At 67.2% G+C, this 19333-nt stretch carries 17 protein-coding genes; 9 read left to right on the forward strand and 8 right to left on the reverse strand.

What is annotated here, in order from left to right:
• Window positions 1-12: 12 nt before the first annotated feature.
• Both ABD002_RS11255 and ABD002_RS11260 read right to left on the reverse strand, forming a co-directional pair.
• On the reverse strand, window positions 13-624 hold the full coding sequence (locus tag ABD002_RS11255) for an NAD(P)-dependent oxidoreductase (RefSeq protein WP_343791060.1): 612 nt from the start codon (window positions 622-624) through the stop codon (window positions 13-15).
• A 108-nt stretch (window positions 625-732) separates the two neighbouring features.
• The gene (locus tag ABD002_RS11260; RefSeq protein WP_343791063.1) at window positions 733-1245 is read right to left on the reverse strand and encodes a DUF3016 domain-containing protein; all 513 of its coding nucleotides are present in this window, start codon (window positions 1243-1245) and stop codon (window positions 733-735) included.
• A gap of 436 nt (window positions 1246-1681) precedes the next feature.
• Between ABD002_RS11260 and thiC the strand changes: the two genes are divergently transcribed.
• Genes thiC through ABD002_RS11275 form a run of 3 tightly spaced genes read left to right on the forward strand, consistent with a single transcriptional unit; the run spans window position 1682 to window position 6358 of the window.
• Window positions 1682-3559 carry a phosphomethylpyrimidine synthase ThiC gene (thiC, locus tag ABD002_RS11265; RefSeq protein WP_343791066.1) on the forward strand — a complete coding sequence of 626 codons (1878 nt, stop codon included), beginning with the start codon at window positions 1682-1684 and terminating at the stop codon, window positions 3557-3559.
• Window positions 3560-3615: 56 nt separating this feature from the next.
• Window positions 3616-4608 (forward strand): DUF2333 family protein, encoded by a 993-nt coding sequence (locus ABD002_RS11270; RefSeq protein WP_343791069.1) that lies wholly within the window; start codon window positions 3616-3618, stop codon window positions 4606-4608.
• Between the two features lie 37 nt (window positions 4609-4645).
• Entirely contained in the window at window positions 4646-6358 is a 1713-nt protein-coding gene (locus ABD002_RS11275) for an ArnT family glycosyltransferase (RefSeq protein WP_343791072.1), read from the forward strand.
• A 44-nt stretch (window positions 6359-6402) separates the two neighbouring features.
• On the opposite strand, the gene ppa is transcribed toward ABD002_RS11275, so the two are convergent.
• The 3 genes from ppa to ABD002_RS11290 form a co-directional block, all read right to left on the reverse strand.
• Window positions 6403-6951, reverse strand: a complete 549-nt coding sequence (gene ppa, locus ABD002_RS11280) for an inorganic diphosphatase (protein ID WP_343791075.1) — start codon at window positions 6949-6951, stop codon at window positions 6403-6405.
• Between the two features lie 233 nt (window positions 6952-7184).
• Window positions 7185-8480, reverse strand: a complete 1296-nt coding sequence (locus tag ABD002_RS11285; protein WP_343791078.1) for a thioredoxin family protein — start codon at window positions 8478-8480, stop codon at window positions 7185-7187.
• 329 nt (window positions 8481-8809) lie between these two features.
• Complete coding sequence (locus tag ABD002_RS11290; protein WP_343791081.1) at window positions 8810-10840, reverse strand: sodium-translocating pyrophosphatase; 2031 nt, start codon at window positions 10838-10840, stop codon at window positions 8810-8812.
• 189 nt (window positions 10841-11029) lie between these two features.
• On the opposite strand from ABD002_RS11290, the gene ABD002_RS11295 reads away from it, so the two are divergent.
• Complete coding sequence (locus tag ABD002_RS11295; RefSeq protein ID WP_343791083.1) at window positions 11030-11263, forward strand: hypothetical protein; 234 nt, start codon at window positions 11030-11032, stop codon at window positions 11261-11263.
• Here the strand turns inward: ABD002_RS11295 and ABD002_RS11300 are convergent.
• Together ABD002_RS11300 and ABD002_RS11305 are read right to left on the reverse strand one after the other, a co-directional pair.
• Window positions 11242-12849, reverse strand: coding sequence for a hypothetical protein (locus tag ABD002_RS11300; RefSeq protein ID WP_343791086.1), 1608 nt, complete (start codon window positions 12847-12849; stop codon window positions 11242-11244). The two genes, ABD002_RS11295 and ABD002_RS11300, sit on opposite strands and share 22 nt — an antisense overlap.
• Window positions 12850-12925: 76 nt before the next feature.
• Window positions 12926-14179 carry a 6-phosphofructokinase gene (locus ABD002_RS11305; protein ID WP_343791089.1) on the reverse strand — a complete coding sequence of 418 codons (1254 nt, stop codon included), beginning with the start codon at window positions 14177-14179 and terminating at the stop codon, window positions 12926-12928.
• Window positions 14180-14334: 155 nt separating this feature from the next.
• On the opposite strand from ABD002_RS11305, the gene ABD002_RS11310 reads away from it, so the two are divergent.
• The 5 genes from ABD002_RS11310 to ABD002_RS11330 all read left to right on the forward strand — a co-directional run bounded on the left by ABD002_RS11310 (window position 14335) and on the right by ABD002_RS11330 (window position 18081).
• Window positions 14335-14925 carry an adenylate kinase gene (locus ABD002_RS11310; protein WP_343791092.1) on the forward strand — a complete coding sequence of 197 codons (591 nt, stop codon included), beginning with the start codon at window positions 14335-14337 and terminating at the stop codon, window positions 14923-14925.
• 54 nt (window positions 14926-14979) lie between these two features.
• Window positions 14980-15528 carry a hypothetical protein gene (locus tag ABD002_RS11315; RefSeq protein ID WP_343791095.1) on the forward strand — a complete coding sequence of 183 codons (549 nt, stop codon included), beginning with the start codon at window positions 14980-14982 and terminating at the stop codon, window positions 15526-15528.
• Window positions 15529-15554: 26 nt separating this feature from the next.
• Window positions 15555-16907, forward strand: a complete 1353-nt coding sequence (gene mpl / locus ABD002_RS11320; protein ID WP_343791097.1) for a UDP-N-acetylmuramate:L-alanyl-gamma-D-glutamyl-meso-diaminopimelate ligase — start codon at window positions 15555-15557, stop codon at window positions 16905-16907.
• 65 nt (window positions 16908-16972) lie between these two features.
• Complete coding sequence (locus ABD002_RS11325) at window positions 16973-17560, forward strand: LON peptidase substrate-binding domain-containing protein (protein ID WP_343791100.1); 588 nt, start codon at window positions 16973-16975, stop codon at window positions 17558-17560.
• 83 nt (window positions 17561-17643) lie between these two features.
• Window positions 17644-18081 carry a VOC family protein gene (locus tag ABD002_RS11330; protein ID WP_343791103.1) on the forward strand — a complete coding sequence of 146 codons (438 nt, stop codon included), beginning with the start codon at window positions 17644-17646 and terminating at the stop codon, window positions 18079-18081.
• A gap of 12 nt (window positions 18082-18093) precedes the next feature.
• Here ABD002_RS11330 and ABD002_RS11335 read toward each other — a convergent pair whose 3' ends face one another.
• Entirely contained in the window at window positions 18094-19212 is a 1119-nt protein-coding gene (locus tag ABD002_RS11335) for a trans-sulfuration enzyme family protein (RefSeq protein WP_343791106.1), read from the reverse strand.
• Window positions 19213-19333 lie beyond the last annotated feature (121 nt).

Consider the following 19333-nt stretch of genomic DNA (forward strand, 5'->3'; position numbering starts at 1 on the left):
GCGGGCATGCCATCAGTAGCCGACCGTGAAGCGCCGTCGTGAATGCGCCGGGCGTTCCAGCTCGTCGAGGAACGCGATCGCGAAATCCTCGATCGAGACCCAGCTCTTGCCGGTGGCATCGGTCAGCAGGCTGTCGCCGCCCAGGCGGAATTTCCCGGTGCGCTGCCCCGGCATGAAGCTTTCGGATGGCGAAAGGAAGGTCCAGTCGAGGTCACGTTCCCGGCGCAGTGCACCGAGGAAATCGCGGCCTGCGTTCGCCTCGCCGAGATAGGCGGCCGGGAAGCCTGGCGTGTCGGCCAGCTGAACGCCGGGCCCGACCTCGAGGCTGCCAGCGCCGCCGACGACGAGCAGGCGCCGCACACCGGCGCGCTTGACCGGACCGATGATCGCCGCGGCTGGTGCGCCGAGGAATCTGACTGCGCTGAATACCGCATCGTGGTCGGCCAGCGCGGCGACCAGCGCATCGCCGTCCGCAATGTCGACATTGCGCGTGGTCAGGCGTTCGCGCGGCGCAAGCGAAGACGCGTGGCGCGCCAGCGCCGTGACGCGATGTCCGCGCTGCAGCGCCTCGTCGAGCAGGCGGCTGCCGACGTTGCCGGTTGCGCCGATGATCGCGATGTCCATGATCGACTCCCGCGGAAGACGGTGCGCGGGACATTGTGCGCCGAATCGACGCATTCTGTTGATGCCGGTTCCGGCGCCATCAGTCCCGCAGGCGTCGTTCCGTCCGCGCTAATCGTGCCGCGTGCGCGGCGCCGCGAACTCGCGAAGTAACCAATCGTCGAGCAGGCGCTTCTCGTAGCGCAGCGGATCGTCGCGGTTGGGCGTGGAGCGATTCAGGAACGCGGGATCGCGCAGCTTTTCCTCGCCGCCGCGCAGGCGCGCGCCGTCACTGCCGGTCAGCGTGTAGCGCAGGTCGATGCTCGGCGGGTAGATGTCCTTGACGATGCGGATATCGTCCCAGCGCGGTCCGCGCCACGGCTCGCAGATACCGGCCCGGCGGATGTCGGTGATGGTCACGTCCAGATGCTGGCCGGGAGCGAGCACCTGGTCGGCACGCCGCCGCAGGTGGCGCGCGAGTTCGCCCAGCCATTCCACGGGTTTCGCGCGGGTGCTGCATGCGCTCTCGCGCACATCGGCGAAGCCGGCCGGATCGGTCCAGTCAACGCCGATACGCGATGGTGGTTCGCTCTTCGCGAGCGCGGTCGCGCCGGCGGTCGTCAGCGCCAGAGCGGCGGGGATCAACGGCAGCCAACGTCTGGAAGTTCGCAAGCATTTCATAATTTTCACCTCTCCACGCTGCGTGCGGCGCATGAACGCCTGCGCGCACGTCTACCGTCAAGGACGAACCCACGCAGCAAACCGTCGCCGGTGCGCGGAGGGCTTGCGCCGCGACAACGGAATCCGCGCCGGATCCCGGCGAGCCTTCGTGTTTGCAGTGTCGCGCCCTTGCCGGATAGCGGCTGCGCGGCGAACGTGCTTGAATGCGCATCTTGAAGCGGGGGTGCCGGCGGTCGTCGGCTGAGAGAGTCCCTTGGAACCTGATCCGACGGCTTGCATCAAGCAAGCCTCCACCGGCGTAGGGAGCTTCGCGGCATCGGCGTCAGGCCGGCGCGGCGCCCCGCTTCGTCGAGATCCCCGCTTTCCCTGCGGGGGATTTTCACAAAAGCAGGACGTTACGATGAACGCCGTACCCACACCGCTGCTGCGCGAAGCCGCCGAACTCTCCGAATCCGTCGTCCGCCCGGTTCCGGGCTCGCGCAAGATCCATGTCGCCGGCTCGCGCGATGACATCCGCGTGCCGATGCGCGAGATCGCGCTGGCCGATACGCCGTCGATGTTCGGCGCGGAGAAGAACGCGCCGTTCGCGACGTACGACACCTCCGGTCCGTACACGGATCCCACCTATCGGGTCGACCTTTCCGCCGGCCTTCCGACCCTGCGCGCGCGCTGGATTGCCGAGCGCGGTGACAGCGAGGCGCTGGCCGATTTCAGTTCGCCCTTCACGCGCCGGCATGCGAGTGCGCTTTCGCTGAGCGATGTGCGATTCCCGAACATCCCGAAGCCGCGCGTCGCAAAATCCGGCGCGAACATCAGCCAGATGCACTACGCGCGGCGCGGCCTCGTCACGCCGGAGATGGAATACATCGCGATCCGCGAGAACCAGAAGCTCGACGCGATCCGCGAGATGCACCTCCTGAAACAGCATCCGGGCCAGAGCTTCGGCGCCAATCTGCCGAAGCTGATCACGCCGGAGTTCGTGCGCGACGAAGTCGCACGCGGCCGCGCGATCATCCCGAACAACATCAACCATCCGGAATCCGAGCCGATGATCATCGGCCGCAACTTCCTGGTGAAGATCAACGCGAACATCGGCAACTCGGCGGTGACCAGTTCGATCGCCGAGGAAGTCGAGAAGATGGTCTGGGCGATCCGTTGGGGCGCCGACACCGTGATGGACCTCAGCACCGGCAAGCACATCCACGAGACGCGCGAGTGGATCTTGCGCAATTCGCCGGTGCCGATCGGCACGGTGCCGATCTACCAGGCACTGGAGAAGGTCGGTGGCATCGCCGAGGACCTGAGCTGGGAACTGTTCCGCGACACGCTGATCGAGCAAGCCGAGCAGGGCGTCGACTACTTCACGATCCACGCCGGCGTGCGCCTGCCGTTCGTGCCGCTGACCGCGAAGCGCGTGACCGGCATCGTCTCGCGCGGCGGCTCGATCATGGCCAAGTGGTGCCTCGCGCACCACAAGGAAAGTTTCCTCTACGAACGCTTCGAGGAAATCTGCGAGATCATGAAGGCCTACGACGTCGCGTTCTCGCTCGGCGACGGACTGCGTCCGGGCTCGATCGCGGATGCGAACGACGAGGCGCAATTCGCGGAACTCGACACCTTGGGCGAGTTGACCCAGATCGCGTGGAAGCACGACGTGCAGACCATGATCGAAGGGCCCGGCCACGTGCCGATGCACCTGATCAAGGAGAACATGGACCGCCAGCTGGAGAAGTGCGGCGAGGCGCCGTTCTATACGCTGGGGCCGCTGACGACGGACATCGCGCCCGGTTACGACCACATCACCAGCGCGATCGGCGCGGCGATGATCGGCTGGTTCGGCACCGCGATGCTCTGTTACGTGACGCCGAAGGAGCACCTGGGCCTGCCGAACAAGCAGGACGTGCGCGACGGCATCATCACCTACAAGATCGCGGCGCACGCGGCCGATCTCGGCAAGGGCCATCCGGGCGCGCAGGCGCGCGACAACGCACTCAGCAAGGCGCGCTTCGAATTTCGCTGGGACGACCAGTTCAACCTCGGCCTCGATCCGGAGAAGGCGAAGGAATTCCACGACGAGACCTTGCCGAAGGATGCGCACAAGAGCGCGCACTTCTGCTCGATGTGCGGCCCGAAGTTCTGCTCGATGAAGATCACCCAGGACGTGCGCGATTACGCGAAGGAACACGGCGTCGGCGAAGCCGAGGCATTGAACGAAGGCATGGCCGAGAAGGCCGCCGAGTTCCGCGCGCAGGGCGCCGATGTGTACCGGCCGGCCTGACCGGCCGCGGCGGAACGTAGAATCGAACGCGATACAGCGCCAGCGAGGCATCGAAGATGACAGGCAGATGGAATTGGCTGACACGTGGCATCGTGGCGTTCGTCGTTGTCTACGCGCTCGGAGTGCTCGCGCTGATGTGGTGGTGGAGTGACGAGCCACCGCACTTCGATGTCAGCGCGGCGGCGCACGCGCGTGCCGCGGCGAAGCACGAGCCGGTCGTCACCGGCAGTGTCACGACTTCGGCCTGGATGACCACGGCGGAAACCCTGCTCGACAAACGCGGTGGCTACCTCAGCAACGACAAGTTCCCGCCCGGCGTTCTGATGGACGATCTGCCGAACTGGGAATTCGGTGTGTTGACCGCGACACGCGACCTCGCGCGCGAAATGCGCAACAAGTTCGCTCGCTCGCAGTCGCAGTCCGAGGAGGACACCGACCTCAAGGAAGCCGATCCGCTGTTCTCGAGTCCGAGCGATCGTTGGCTGTTGCCGAGTTCGGAGAACCAGTACCGCAAGGCGATCGCGCACGTCGATGGTTATTTCGAGCGGCTCGGCAAGAACGATCCGAACGGCGCGCAGTTCTACGCGCGCGCCGACAACCTCGCCGACTACCTCGATCTGGTCTCGAACCGGCTCGGCAGCCTGTCGCAACGGCTCTCGGCAAGCGTCGGCCAGCTGCGTCTGGAAGGCGACGCGCCGGTCGATGCGACGGCGCCGCCGGCCCCGCAGGGCCAGCAGGTCGTGCGCACGCCGTGGACCAAGATCGACGATATCTTCTACGAGTCGCGCGGCTACAGCTGGGCGCTGCTCGAGCAACTGCAGGCGTTCGAGGCGGATTTCGCGCCGATTCTCGAGCGCAAGGGCGCGATGGTCAGCCTGAAGCAGATCATCCGCGAGCTGCAGGAAGCGCAGAAGCCGGTGCACAGCCCGATCATCCTCAACGGCAGCCCGTTCGGCTTCTTCGCGAATCACTCGCTGGTGATGGCGAACTACATCTCGCGCGCGAACGCGGCGGTGATCGACTTGCGCGAGCTGCTGAAGCGCGGCTAGCGCAGGAAGGCGTCGCGCCATTCGCGCGCGACAGCGCATGCGTCCGCATGCCAAGATTCCCGCCTTTCCCGCCCGCATCCCGTTCGTGAAGACGATTCCAGCGCCCTCCACCCATCCCGACCTGCCGCTCTGGCGTGCGGTGCTGGAACACCCGCTCTTCCTCGGCCTGCTGCTGCTGGCGCCGATCGTGTTCCTGCTGCCGCCGCTGCCGATCGACGAAACGCGCTATCTCGCGGTCGCCTGGGAAATGCGCCAGACCGGCGAATTCCTGGTGCCGCACCTGAATGGCGCGACCTACGCGCACAAGCCGCCACTGCTGTTCTGGCTGATCAACGCCGGTTGGCTGCTGACCGGCGTGCATGCGTGGACCGGGCGCGCGATGACCCTGCTGTGCTCGGGGCTCAGCCTGATCCTGCTGTACCGCCTCACCTTGCGCCTGACTGCCTCGGTCGCGGCCGCGCGCGTGTCGATGTGGATCCTGCTCGGCGCGGTCTACTTCGCCGCGTTCGCGAACGCGATCATGTTCGACGTGCCGCTGACCACCTGCGTGCTGCTCGCGATGCACGGCATCTGCGATCTCGCCGAGGGTCGCGCGCGTCGCGGCATCGTGGTCACCGGTGTTGCGATCGGCCTCGGCATCCTGGTCAAGGGACCGGTCATGCTGCTCGACATCGCGTTCGTCGCGCTCGGTGCGCCGTGGTGGAGCGACCAGCTGGCCGGCCGGCGCGCGCGTTATTTCGGAGCGTTCGCACTCGCGATCCTGCTCGGCGCGGCGATCGCGCTGGGCTGGGCGATTCCGGCGGCGCTGCACGGCGGCACGGACTATGCGCGCGCGATCTTCCTGAACCAGACCCTGGACCGCATCGAGGCGGTGCAAGGTGCCAGCACGCATGCGCGTCCGCTCTGGTGGTACCTGGCGATCTTCCCGCTGATGCTGCTGCCCTGGCCGCTGGTGATCCGTGGCTCATGGTCGAAACTGCGCGCGCTCGCGGATCAGCCCGCGCTGCGCATGGCTCTGGTCTGGGTCGTGCCCACCTTCGTCGCGTTCTCGCTGGTCGGCGGCAAGCAGCCGCACTACCTGCTGCCGGTGATTCCGGGTGTCGCGCTCGCGCTTGCGTTCGCGCTGGATCGCGGCGCGCTGCGCGTGCGCGTCGGCCTGCTCGCGCTGGTGTTGGTCGCGATCGGCCTCGCGATGGCATTGTTGCCGCGTTTCTCGGCGGCGCGTCCCGCGCTCGCCTATGTCGGCGACATCTCGCCGTGGTGGGGCATCGCGGTCATCGCGCTCGGAATGGGCCTGCTGGCGGGCATGCGCCGCCTCGCGCAGCCGATGTGGCCGGCGCTGGCGATGGTCATGCTGGCGCTGCTGGTCAAACTCGCCGTCATTGAAGGGACCGGCGAACGCTATGACATCGAGGCGATTGCATCGCGCATTCGCGACGCGCAGGAGCGCGGTCAGCCGATCGCGCATCTCGGCTGGCATCACGGCGTTTATGAATTCGCGGGCCGCCTGACGAGCCCGCTGACTGCGCTCAACAGCGAAGAGGAATTCAAGGCCTGGGCGCAGCAGCACCCGGACGGACTGCTGGTCAGTTTCTATCGGCGCTACCGCTTCCGCGCGCAGCCGGTCTATTCGCAGCGCTTCCGTGGCGGCGAGGTATCGATCTGGACCGCACGTGACGCGCTCGCTTCCGGCATCGATCCTTCGATCGCGCATCAGAAGGAAAGCAGCGAAGACGCCTCTGATGAATGAGTAGATGCCGCGCGCGATGCCGAGTGGCATCGCGCGGGGCGTCGTCAGAACCCCGGTTTTTGCGCCGCCGAGCGGTAGCGCTCGACGCCGGCAAGGATTTCCTGCTTGGCCGCGGCCGCGTCGACCCAGCCGTCGATCTTGACCCACTTGCCCTTCTCGAGATCCTTGTAGTGCTCGAAGAAGTGGCCGATACGTTCCAGCCAGTGGCCGGAGACCTGGCCGATGTCGGCGATGTGCGCGTAGCCCGGAAAGGTTTTCGGATGTGGCACGACCACCAGCTTCTCGTCGGCACCGGCCTCGTCGGTCATGCGCAGCATGCCGACCGGACGGCAGCGGATCACCGAGCCCGGCACCAGCGGCAGCGGCAGGATCACCAGCGCGTCGAGCGGATCGCCGTCGCCGCCGAGCGTCTGCGGCACATAGCCGTAGTTGCACGGATAGCGCATCGGCGTGGACAGCACGCGGTCGACGAAGATCGCGCCGCTGGCCTTGTCGACCTCGTACTTGACCGGTTCGGCGTCCTTCGGAATCTCGATGACGACATTGATTTCGTTCGGCACGTCGCCGCCGGCGGGGACCAGATCGAGGCCCATGCGATTGCTCCTTGATGTTGCGTGCCCATACCGGGCGAAGGGCGCGAAGGATACGGCAATCCCTGCTGCATCGCACCACGATTGCTCGTCGATGGCGTCCGACGTTGAGGCAGAAGCGGGGATTCCCGCGGCGGGACGGTCGTTCAGCAGACGCCTGAACGCCGAAGCCCCGCGCGAGGCGGGGCTTCGGGAGGTCGTGCCGTGGCCAGTCGCCTGACGGACTTCCGTCATTGTCAGGACTTCAGCGCGTCCTTGAGCTTTGCGACCTGCTCCGGGAACCATTGGCCGTTCTGTTCGAGCACATCGGCGACGACCTTCTCGGCGTCATCCTGGCGCTTCAATGCCTTCAGCGCCTTCACGCGCTGCATCGCAACCGCGAGTCGGTTCTCGCCGTAGGCCTTGTCGGCCGCTTTCTCGAGCAGCAGCAGCGCCGCGGCCGGCTGGCCGCGCTCGAGCAGACTGCGGCCATAGCGGTACGGATACACATAGTCGTCCGGATACGCGGCGATCAGCTTCGGATACAGCGCATCGAGTTCATCGGTGCGCTTGGCCCGGGCGAGGTACACGCGCAGGTTGTCGGCGAGGTTGCGATCCTTGCCCAGGTTGGCGCCGAGCTGGCCACGCGCGGCCCCGATGGCGCGATCGAGCACGGCGCTCTCCGACGCGCTGTCACCGAGCGCGGCATCAACGTCGGCCGTCGTGATCACCGTGCTGCGCTGGTCGGCGCAGGCCGGCTTGGCGATGAAGACCTGCTTCGACAGCATCGCGTCGAGTGCGATCTTCTGCGGCGCGAGCAGCGCAGTGCGCTCCGCTTTCGGCAGTTTCTCACTCGCTTCAAGCAACTGATCGACGACATACGGCCGGTCGCAGTCGATGTCGCCGGCGAGCACGCGCTTCGCGGCGGCGACGACGCCGGCGTCGTCCTTCGCGTTGGCTGCGCGCGCGAGTTCGAGGCGGTCGAGCCAGAGTGCGACGTAATGGTTGCTGCCGGCCGCGGCCTGCACATTCTCTTGCAGACCCTTGTACCAATCGAGCCCGGCCCGGCCTTCGCCGCGCGCCTGGTACGAACCGAGCACGGTCGCGACCGCATCGAACGAACCCGCGGCCGCCTTGCGCTTGAAGTCATCGAGCGTGCTCGCGCCCGCGATGATCCCGTCGAGATTCGGATAGAACTTCTCGCGTGGCTGCTCGGCGAGGATGCGGCCGAGCTCGTCGCCGTTTTCGTTGAGCACTACATAGGCAGGCAACGCCTTGACCTCGAGTTTCTTCATCCACGCCGCGCCATCCGGTGAATCCGCATCGACCTCGGCGACGACGGTCTTCGCTTCCACGGCTTTCCATTCCTTGCCGTTCAGCACGTGCGTGGCCATGAAGTAGCACGAGTAGCACCAGGGCGCCGAGAAATCGATCAGCACCGGTGCATGTGCCTTCTTCGCCTTGGCAAGCGCGGCGTCGACGGAGGAAACGGGCTCGGCTGCATGCAGTGAGCCGACGAATGCGAGCGCCAGCAGTGGACGTATCGGCTTCATTCGATGCCTCGATTGGGTGATCCGGAGGAAACGCTGCACACAAAGCGGGTGCCATCTTGCGCAGTGCGTCGTCGCGTTGTCCATATGTGGAATGGCAGTCTGCCGCGTCGTGCGGTCCCGCCGATGAAGCCGAAAAAACGAAGCCCCGCGAGAGCGGGGCTTCGTGTTGCTTCTGGGGCCGCCGGGATCATGCGGTAGCTATCCGATCAAGGGGTCGTGTCGCGCTGGCGCGCGACGGTGAATCTGCCCCTCACCCTTTGCCCTCTCCCCGCGTGGCGGGGAGAGGGGAACGCGTGGCGTCGCGCTTGCGCGCGACCATCGTTGCCCGATTAGAGCAGGGGGACCAGCAGCAGCGCGACGATGTTGATGATCTTGATCAGCGGGTTCACTGCGGGGCCCGCCGTGTCCTTGTACGGGTCGCCGACGGTGTCGCCGGTGACCGCGGCCTTGTGCGCGTCCGAGCCCTTGCCGCCGAAGTGGCCATCCTCGATGTACTTCTTCGCATTGTCCCAGGCGCCACCGCCGGTGGTCATCGAGATCGCGACGAACAAGCCGGTGACGATGGTGCCGATCAGGACGCCGCCGAGCGCCTTCGGGCCGAGCAGGAAGCCGACCAGGATCGGCACGGCGACCGGCAGCAGCGACGGGATCATCATTTCCTTGATCGCGGATTGGGTCAGCAGGTCGACCGCGCGCGAGTAGTCCGGCTTGGTCGTGCCTTCCATGATGCCCTTGATCTCGCGGAACTGGCGGCGCACTTCCTCGACCACGCTGCCGGCCGCGCGGCCAACCGCTTCCATCGCCATCGCGCCGAACAGGTACGGGATCAGGCCGCCGATCAGCAGGCCGATGATGACCATGTGGTCGGAGATGTCGAACGTGAAGATCTTGTCCGGGTGCTCGGCGCCAAGCTTGTGCGTGTAGTCGGCGAACAGCACCAGCGCAGCGAGGCCAGCCGAGCCGATCGCATAGCCCTTGGTGACCGCCTTGGTGGTGTTGCCGACCGCGTCGAGCGGATCGGTGACCGCGCGCACTTCCGGCGGCAGTTCGGCCATCTCGGCGATGCCGCCGGCGTTGTCGGTGATCGGGCCGTAGGCATCGAGCGCGACGATCATGCCGGTCATCGACAGCATCGCGGTCGCGGCGATGGCGATGCCGTAGAGGCCGGCAAGGTGATAGGCGCCCCAGATCGCGGCGCACACCGCGAGCACCGGCCATGCGGTCGCCTTCATCGACACGCCGATACCGGCGATGATGTTGGTCGCGTGGCCGGTCGTCGACGCCTGCGCGACGTGGCGCACCGGGCCGTACTCGGTTGCCGTGTAGTACTCGGTGATCACGACCATCGCGCCGGTCAGCACCAGACCGATCACCGCGCAGCCAAAGATGTTCCAGACGCCGTAACTCGAGTCGGCCATCAGCTGCTGGGTGACCGGGATGAACCCGAGCAGCGCGATCACGCCGGAGACGACCACGCCCTTGTACAGCGCGTTCATGATCTTGCCGCCGGCACTCGCTTTCACGAAGAACGTGCCGATGATCGAGGCAATGATCGACACACCGCCGATAACCAGCGGATACAGCACCGCGTGCGCGCCGGCCTCGGCCGCCATCACGCCGCCGAGCAGCATCGTCGCGATCAGCGTGACCGCATAGGTCTCGAACAGGTCCGCGGCCATGCCGGCGCAGTCGCCGACGTTGTCGCCGACGTTGTCCGCGATCACCGCCGGGTTGCGCGGGTCGTCTTCCGGAATGCCGGCTTCGACCTTGCCGACCAGGTCCGCGCCGACGTCGGCGCCCTTGGTGAAGATGCCGCCGCCGAGGCGCGCGAAGATTGAGATCAGCGAGGAGCCGAACGCGAGACCGACCAGCGCATGCAGCGCCTGTTCCTGGGTGCGGCCGAAATGCATCAGTGCGACGAAGTAGCCGGTGACGCCGAGCAGGGCGAGGCCGACCACCAGCATGCCGGTGATCGCGCCGCCGCGGAACGCCACGGCGAGTGCGGCCGGGATGCCGCTGCGCGCGGCTTCGGCGGTGCGCACGTTCGCGCGCACCGAAATGTTCATGCCGATATAGCCCGTCAGGCCCGACAGGATCGCGCCGATCGCGAAGCCGATCGCGGTGCCCCAGTCCAGCGCGAAGCCGATCACGACGAACAGCACGACGCCGACCATGCCGATCGTGCGGTACTGGCGGTTCAGATACGCGCGCGCGCCCTCCTGGATCGCCGCCGCGATCTCCTGCATGCGCGGATTGCCGGCCGGCTTGGCGAGAATCCAGCGGATCGACCAGACGCCATACAGAATCGCAAGCACCGCGCAGACCAGCGCGATCAACAAACCGTGGTCATGAAACAGCATCGAACCCTCCCTTGACTTGCCAGGACTAAGACGGACAACGGGGAAAATCATGCGCAACGACCCGAGTATAGCCACGGCTTCGCGAAACGCGCATTGGCGCGACGCAGCATGCCGGGCACCTTTGGAGGGTGGTGATGATGGCGTTCGCGGAAGGTTTCGTGATGATCGGGAACGTCGCGCTTTTCCGCGTTGGAACCGGACGATGACCTGTTCCACGACGCGATCCCGGGCGCAGCGGTGATGCCGGCGAGTTTCTCGGTGCTGACGGCGGACGTCGGCGCGGGAAGCCTGCTGCCGCCGCCGAAAGATCAGCCCGGCCCGCAGTGGCAGCCCGCGATAGCCGAGTGGATGTGCGCGTTTCTTGGAGGGACTGCGCGCTCAGTCGCCGATCGCGCCGGCAGTCATCTGATCCGGCGGTACTGACGCACCGAAACGTGCGACCTCCGCCCGGTAGCCTCCATGCCGATTTCGACCATGCGGTCGCGCGCCAGCAGCAGAAAGCGTATGCGGTCGGAGTCGGCGGATTCCGCGTCTTCGCATTGCATCAGCACCTGCTTATAGCGCTTGCGCCGATCGAGGGGCGCGAGCGCCTGCCGCGCTTGCGCGGCGTCGATGTAGCCGAGCGCCGTGTGCACGTCGCCGTTGGGAGTCTCGTCGGGCAGATAGGTCAGGCCGCCGCTGTAACGCAGGGTGCATGCGCCGACATTGGCGAACGGCTCGGCGGCCTGTGCCGCGGTCACGCTCATCGTCATGCCGCGGCCGTCGCGGCGGATGACCGCATCACCGCTCGCCGGCTGCATCGGCTTGTCCCAGTCTTGTGTCTGCGCGGCGAGCCGCCAGCGCCCCGCCCACGCGGGATTGAGCGCTTGTGTCGTGCTCTGCATGCCCTGCGGCACCCATTCGTGAAGACCGACGCGATGCAGCAGGAACACGCCCCAGCGCGGATCCTGCTTCAGCCAGGCATCGATGGAGGCTTCGGTCGCCGCCAGCGTTTCGGCCAGTTCGTGGCGGAACTGCGCATCGTCCGCGCCGGAAACGGCGATCTCCTCCATCGAATCGCCGCGCGGCACGAAAACCCGGGTCGGCGACGAGCGCCAGTAATGCGGACCGGTGTAGATCCGTGGACTGCCGCCGAAGTACAGGCGCCGACCCCAGGTCAGGTATCCCGGTGTCAGCGCTTGGCGATTGACGCGCAACGCCGAAAACGCACTGGTTCTCCAGCTCTCGTACGTGCCCGGCGTCACCGTGAATGCGCGCGGCGCATCCTGCAATGCGGCTTCGATCACTGCGTAGTTCCGGTAGGACTGCAAATCATCGGCGGTCCTGGCGACGTTGCCGTCTGTGGACACTTCCATCGTGTCGAAGCCGAGCGCGCCGTGACGGATCGCCTCCAGCGCGCGCTGTTGGCTGTCGAGCTGGCTTTTGCGTTGACCGGGGGATTGCTGCCAGTTCGGAAACTCGATGTCGAGCGCCGCCGTGAAACCGATTTCGCGCAGGCGTTTCATCGCGACCGATTTTCGCGGCTCCTCGTCGCAGGTCGACTCGATGCCGCTGCGATCGAGCGCCTTGGTCGTCGCGCACTGGCGCAGGATGACTTCGGCCACGGTATCGCCCTTGGCGATTGCGTTGCGGATCGCGGGCAGCCATGCGTTGTTGAATGCGGCGAACAGCTTTTGATACGCCGCGTACCTGCGCTGGACGTTCTCGATGCAGGCTTGCTTGGCGCGCTGCTGGCGCCGCTGTGCGCGGTCGTCGAGCGGTTCGTCGGCCTCGCCGCCTTCGCGTTCGCAGACCTCGATTTCAGCGTGGTCGCTGCCGTCGGCGTAGCGCGCTTCGACGACGGCCACGTCGTGGCGCAGCCGCCACACATCGATGTAGCCCCGCGCGTCCACCGCCGGCGAGAATTGAAGTCCATCGCGACCCGTCGCGGTTCGCGACCCTGCCGCTGCGGGTTCGAGGCAGCCACATGCGAGCAGCGCGGCGAGCGCCGCGCCGAGACGAAATCCCATGGTGTTCCCCTGAATGGATGACCGGACGTTGCGACCGGTCCAAGCGTGAGGAACGATAGCAGCGTGCGCCGGCGCGTCAGCGACGCCAATCGGGCAGTTTCTTCGCGACCGCGGCGTTTTTCAGGGCAACGTATTTGGGCAGGCCACCGGTGCCGTACGGTGGTGGTGCCTCGCCACGCATCAACGGCGCGAGATAGCGGCGCGCCGTGTCGGTGATGCCATAGCCATCGCGACGCAAGAAGGTCTTAGGCAGCGTCTTCTCTGTATTCGCGATCTTGGCCAGCGGCGCCGGCGCGATCTTCCAGCGATAGGGTGCATCCGAGCTGCGCACGATCACCGGCATCACCGCGTTATGGCCGGCCAATGCATACTCCACCGCGGCCTTGCCGACCGCCTGCGCATGCGCGAGATCGGTGGCGGAAGCGAGATGCCGCGCCGAGCGCTGCAGGTAGTCGGGCACGGTCCAGTGCACCTTGAAGCCGAGCACATCCTTGACACGCGCGGCCAGATGCGGGGCGACGCCGCCGAGCTGGGAATGGCCGAACGAGTCGGTGCCGCCGGCTTCGGCGACGAAGCGTCCGTCGGCATAGTGGATGCCTTCGGAGGCGACCACCACGCACCAGCCGACGCGCGCGACCGTGGCTTTCACCCGTTCCAGGAATGCCGCTTCGTCGAATGTGCGCTCCGGGAACAGGATCAACTGCGGTGCATCGTCCGTTCCGGCGCCGGCCATGCCGGCGGCCGCCGCGAGCCAGCCTGCGTGGCGGCCCATCACCTCGTAGACGAACACCTTGGTCGAGGTGTCGGCCATCGCGGCGACGTCCAGCGCGGCCTCACGCACCGACACCGCGGTGTATTTCGCGGCCGAGCCGAAGCCGGGACAGCAGTCGGTGATCGCCAGATCGTTGTCCACGGTCTTGGGCACGCCGATGCAGGCGAGCGGATAGTCGAACTCGGCGGCGATCTTGGACAGCTTGTGCGCGGTATCCGCCGAATCGTTGCCGCCGTTGTAGAGAAACCAGCGGATGTCGTGCGCGCGGAATACGTCGATCAGGCGTTCGTAGGGCGCGCGGTCCTGCTCCGGGGCTTTCAGCTTGTAGCGACACGAGCCGAACGCGCCGCCAGGGGTGTGGCGTAGTGCCGCAACCGCGGCCCGGCTTTCCTTCGAGGTGTTGATCAGCTCCTCACGCAGCGCGCCGAGGATGCCGTTCCTCGCCGCCAGCACCTCGACCTTGTGTTTACGTGCGGTCTCGATCACCGCGCCGGCGGTCGCATTGATCACCGCGGTCACCCCGCCCGATTGCGCGTACAGCAGCCTGCCCCGATTCATGCTTCCTCCTCGTCCGACGCGGTTTGACACTGTTCTGGCCAGCCGCTAGCGTTACCGTCATTCTAGATTGGCGTGGAATGCGCGTCCTGCGCTGACGCGGCCCAGTCGACTACCTTTGGCGAATGCAAACGCCCTCGCGGCGGCATCGGAGCATCATGCGACTCGTTCTACTCGGCGCGCCCGGATCGGGCAAGGGCACCCAGGCGGAGATCCTGAAGACCGAGCTGGGCGTCCCGCATATCTCCACTGGCGACCTGCTGCGTGCTGCGGTCAAGGCGGGCACGCCGCTCGGGCTCAAGGCCAAGGCGGTCATGGAGGCCGGTCAACTGGTCTCCGACGATATCGTGCTCGCGATGCTCGAGGAGCGCCTGGAAAGACCCGACGCTACGGCAGGATTCATCCTCGACGGCTACCCGCGCAACGTCGCCCAGTGCGAGGCGCTCGAGGCGCTGCTGGCGCGGATCGGGCAGCCGTTCGATGTCGCGATCAAGCTCGATGTGCCGAGCGAATTGATCGTTGACCGCATCGCCGGTCGCGCCGCGGCCCAGGGCCGCAAGGACGATACGCCGGAAACCGTGCGCGAACGCCTGCGCGTCTACGCCGAGCAGACCGAGCCGGTCGCCAGCCATTTCGCGCAGATCGGCAAGCTCAAGATCGTCGATGGCGTCGGTGAGCTGGCGGAAGTGTCGCGGCGCATTCTCGCGGCGTTGCCGGCACAAGATGGCGACGATCGCCTGCGCGCCTGAGCTGCTTGCACGTGTTGTGTTCGCGTCGGCGGCGCGCTTGAAGCTGCGCGCGCGATGAATTCCCCACGTGCCCCGTTCCTGTCCGGCCTGCCGGCCCGGGTCGTCAACCTGTGCCGCTTGCGCGGCGGTCCACAGGACCTGCCGTATTCGCCGAACCTGCTCGCTCTGCTGGTCGTGGCCGGTACGGCGCTCGATGCGTTGACCGGCGGGCTGCTCGGCGAAGTCGGCACCACGCTCGCGCGTTCGCTGCTCTCGACCGGCGTCGTGCTCGCACTGTGCTGGCTCGCGCTCGCGATCCGCAACCTGCGCAGCCGCTTCGTTCAGACCGCGACCGCGCTGGTCGCGTGCAGCATCGTGTTCTCGCTGCTGCAATTGCCGCTGGCGCTGCTGGCCGGGCCGCCGCCCGTGAACGCAGGCGCGTTGACCGGTCTGCAATTGCTGCTCGGTTGGATCACGATCGCACTGTTTGTCTGGCAGCTCAGCGTGGACGCGCACATCATGCGTCACGCGATGGAAGCGCCCTACGCGCTCGCGTTCGCGCTGGTGGCATCGTGGGTGCTCGCGTATTGGGCGTTCGATCGCCTGCTGCTCGGTGCGGGCTGAATCGGAATTCTTGGCAAGCGATCGACATGCGACTGCACATCCTCGGTATCTGCGGCACCTTCATGGGCGGCATCGCCGCGCTTGCACGCGAACTCGGCCACACGGTCGAGGGTTCGGATGCGAACGTGTATCCGCCAATGAGCACTCAGCTCGAACAGCTCGGCATCGCGCTGAAGCAGGGCTTCAAGGCCGAGCACCTGCAGCCGGCGCCCGAGCTCGTCGTGGTCGGCAACGCGCTGTCGCGCGGCAATCCGGCGATCGAGCACATGCTCGACGCGCGCCTGCGCTACGTGTCCGGTCCGCAGTGGCTCGGCGAGACCCTGCTCGCGCAGCGCCGCGTGCTCGCTGTCGCGGGCACACACGGCAAGACCACGACGACCTCGCTGCTTGCGTGGATCCTCGAGTCGCAGCAGCTTGCGCCGGGCTTCCTGGTCGGCGGCGTGCCGGCGAACTTCGGTGTGTCCGCGCGCGCGGGCGCCGGGCCGGATTTCGTGATCGAAGCGGACGAATACGACACCGCGTTCTTCGACAAGCGCTCGAAGTTCGTGCACTACCGGCCGAGCATCGCGATCCTCAACAACCTCGAGTACGACCACGCGGACATCTTTCCGGATATCGCAGCGATCCAGCGCCAGTTCCATCACCTCGTGCGCACCGTGCCGGGCAACGGCCGGCTGATCGTGAACGCCGAGGACGCACGTCTCGCCGAGGTGCTCGGACAAGGCTGCTGGACGCCGGTCGAGAGCTTCGGCATCGACGCCGGCGACTGGCGTGCGCGGCTGACGGCAGCGGACGGATCGGCGTTCATCGTCTCGCACAAGGGCCGCGAATTCGGCGAGGCCCGCTGGGCGCTCAGCGGCCGCCACAACGTGATGAACGCGCTGGCCGCGCTCGCCGCGGCACACGCGGCCGGCGTCGATATTGAACGCGCGCTGGCGGCGCTGAGCGAGTTCCGCAACGTCGCGCGGCGCATGGAACTGGTCGGTGAGGCCGGCGGCGTGCGTGTCTACGACGACTTCGCGCACCATCCGACTGCGATCGCGACCACGCTCGCCGGCCTGCGCGCGAAGGTCGGCAGCGCGCGCATCCTGGTCGGCATGGAGCCGCGCTCGAACTCGATGCGCATGGGCGCGCATGCGGACGAGCTCGCGCCCAGCCTGCGCGACGCCGACGCGGTCGTGTTCCTCAAGCGCGCCGAATTGTCGTGGGATGCGACACGAGTGGTAGCCGCACTCGCCGGCCGCGGCCGCACCGCAGCCGGCGTCGATGAACTCGTCGCCGCCCTGCGCGCCGAAGCGCGCGCCGGCGACCACGTCGTGTTCATGTCGAACGGCGGCTTCGAGAACGCACCGCGACGGTTTCTCGCCGCACTCGGCTGAGGCGATCCGCCAGGCGCGCTGCGTTGCGCTTTTCCGTTCGCGACGCAGGGCCTAGACTGACTGCAATGCTGAAGGCGATTCCGCTGTTCCCGCTCGACACCGTGCTGTTTCCCGGCGGCCCGCTCAGGCTGCGCATCTTCGAACAGCGCTATCTCGATCTGGTGCGCGACTGCGCGCGCGACGGTCGCGCCTTCGGCGTCTGCCTGATCCTCGAGGGGCGCGAAGCCGGCGAACCGGCGTTGCCCGCCGCGGTCGGCACGACGGCGCGGATCACCGATTTCTACACCCTGCCGGACGGTCTGCTCGGGATCAGCGCGGAAGGCGGCGAGCGCTTCCAGGTCGCCAGCACGCGCGTGCGCGATAACGGCCTCGTGTACGGCGAAGTGCGCTTCTGGCCGGATGAACCGGCGGTCGCGGTGCCGCCCGAGCACGGGCTGCTGGCAACGATCCTGGAACGCCTGCTCGACGAGATCGGCGGCGTGTTCGCCAAGGTCGAGCGCACCCGCTACGACGACGCGAGCTGGGTCGGCTTCCGGCTCGCTGAAACCCTGCCGCTCGCGCAGCCGGAGAAGCAGCAATTGCTGCAGATGACGGATCCGCTGCAGCGGCTCGCCCGGATCCAGCACTACCTGCCGAGGTTCCAGCGCGCGTGAGTCGGGGTCAGAGTCATTTTCCTCGCAACCCGCATGCCGACGACGAATTGCGGAAAATGACTCTGACCCCGCTGGAGAAGCCCATGAAATACCTGCACACGATGATCCGCGTGCGCGATCTCGACGCGACGCTGAAGTTCTTCTGCGAGGGCCTCGGCCTACGCGAAACGCGTCGCATGGACAATGCCCCCGGCAAGTACACGCTGGTGTTCCTCGCTGCGGACGAGACGCCGGACGCCGAGATCGAGCTCACCTACAACTGGCCCGCTTCGGACGGTGCGCCGACCGAGGATTACGGCTCCGCGCGCAACTTCGGCCATCTCGCATTCCGCGTCGATGACGTCTACGCGACCTGCGCGCACCTGCAGGCGATGGGCGTCACCATCAACCGCCCGCCACGCGATGGCCACATGGCGTTCGTGCGCTCGCCGGACCTGATCTCGGTCGAGCTGCTGCAGAAGGGCGAACGGCTGCCGCCGCGCGAGCCGTGGGCGTCGATGCCGAATACAGGCAGCTGGTAGCGCACACGCAGCTCAGGCCAGCGCCTGGGCGAGATCGGCGATCAGGTCGTCGGCGTGCTCGAGGCCGATCGACAGGCGCAGCAGGTTCTGTGGCGACACCGGCTGCGACCCCTCGACCGAGGCGCGATGCTCGACCAGCGATTCGCAGCCGCCGAGCGAGGTCGCGTTGGTGAACACCTTCAGGCGCGACGCGAAGTCGAGCGCGGCGTCGCGGCCGTCGCGCAGCTCGATGCTCAGCATCGCGCCGAAGTCGCGCATCTGCCGCGTCGCGACGGCATGGCCGGGATCTGCGGCCAGGCCAGGCCAGTTCACCCGCTCGATCTTCGGCTGCGCCGCGAGGAACTCGGCGACGCGGCGCGCGTTGGCGCAATGCCAGGCCATCCGTGCCGGCAGCGAGCGAAGGCCGCGCAGGGTCAGCCACGCGTTGAACGGCGACATCACGCTGCCGGTGATGTGGCGGCGGTGGGCGATCGCGGCGTGCAGCTCGTCGCGCCGCGCGAACACCAGCGCGCCACCGAGCACGTCGCTGTGGCCGCCGAAATACTTCGTCGTCGAATGCATCACGACATCGGCGCCGAGCGCGAGCGGCTGCTGCAGCAGCGGCGTGGCGAAGGTGTTGTCGCAAGCGACGAGCGCACCGTGTGCGTGCGCGAGCGCAGCCAACGCTGCGATGTCGCAGACGCGCAGGCGCGGATTCGACGGCGTTTCCAGCCAGAGGCAGTGCGTCTGCGGCGTCAACGCCGCGCGCACGGCCTCGGGATCGGTCACGTCGACCGCGGTCGCGACGACCCCGCGCTGCGGCAGGAACTCGGTCGCCAGCACGCGCAGGCCGGCATAGCAGTCCTGCGGATACAACAGATGCGCGCCGGGAGGAAGCGCGTCGAGCAACGCGGTGATCGCGGCCATGCCGGACGCGAATGCAAGCGCCGCGTCGCCGCCTTCGAGCGCGGCGAGCGCAGTCTCGAAGCGGTCCTGGGTCGGATTGCCCTCGCGGATGTACTCATAGCCAGCGCGCCGTTCGCCGGCCGGGCCGTGTGCGAACGTGGTTGCCAGATGCAGCGGCGGCGCGAGTGCGCCGGTCTGGGCGTCGGGCTCGGCGCCGGCGTGGACGAACAGCGTTTCGGGGCGCATGGCGGCACATGGTCGGGAAGATGCTTCGAGTATTCGCGGAGCTGCCGTCGCGGGCAAGCATGCGGCGCATGGCCGCGCCGCATCCGATCCCCGGTGCAACGGCAATCCGCGCTGCGGCGGC

The sequence above is a fragment of the Dokdonella soli genome, from assembly GCF_039523175.1.
Classification (GTDB): Bacteria; Pseudomonadota; Gammaproteobacteria; order Xanthomonadales; family Rhodanobacteraceae; genus Dokdonella_A; species Dokdonella_A soli.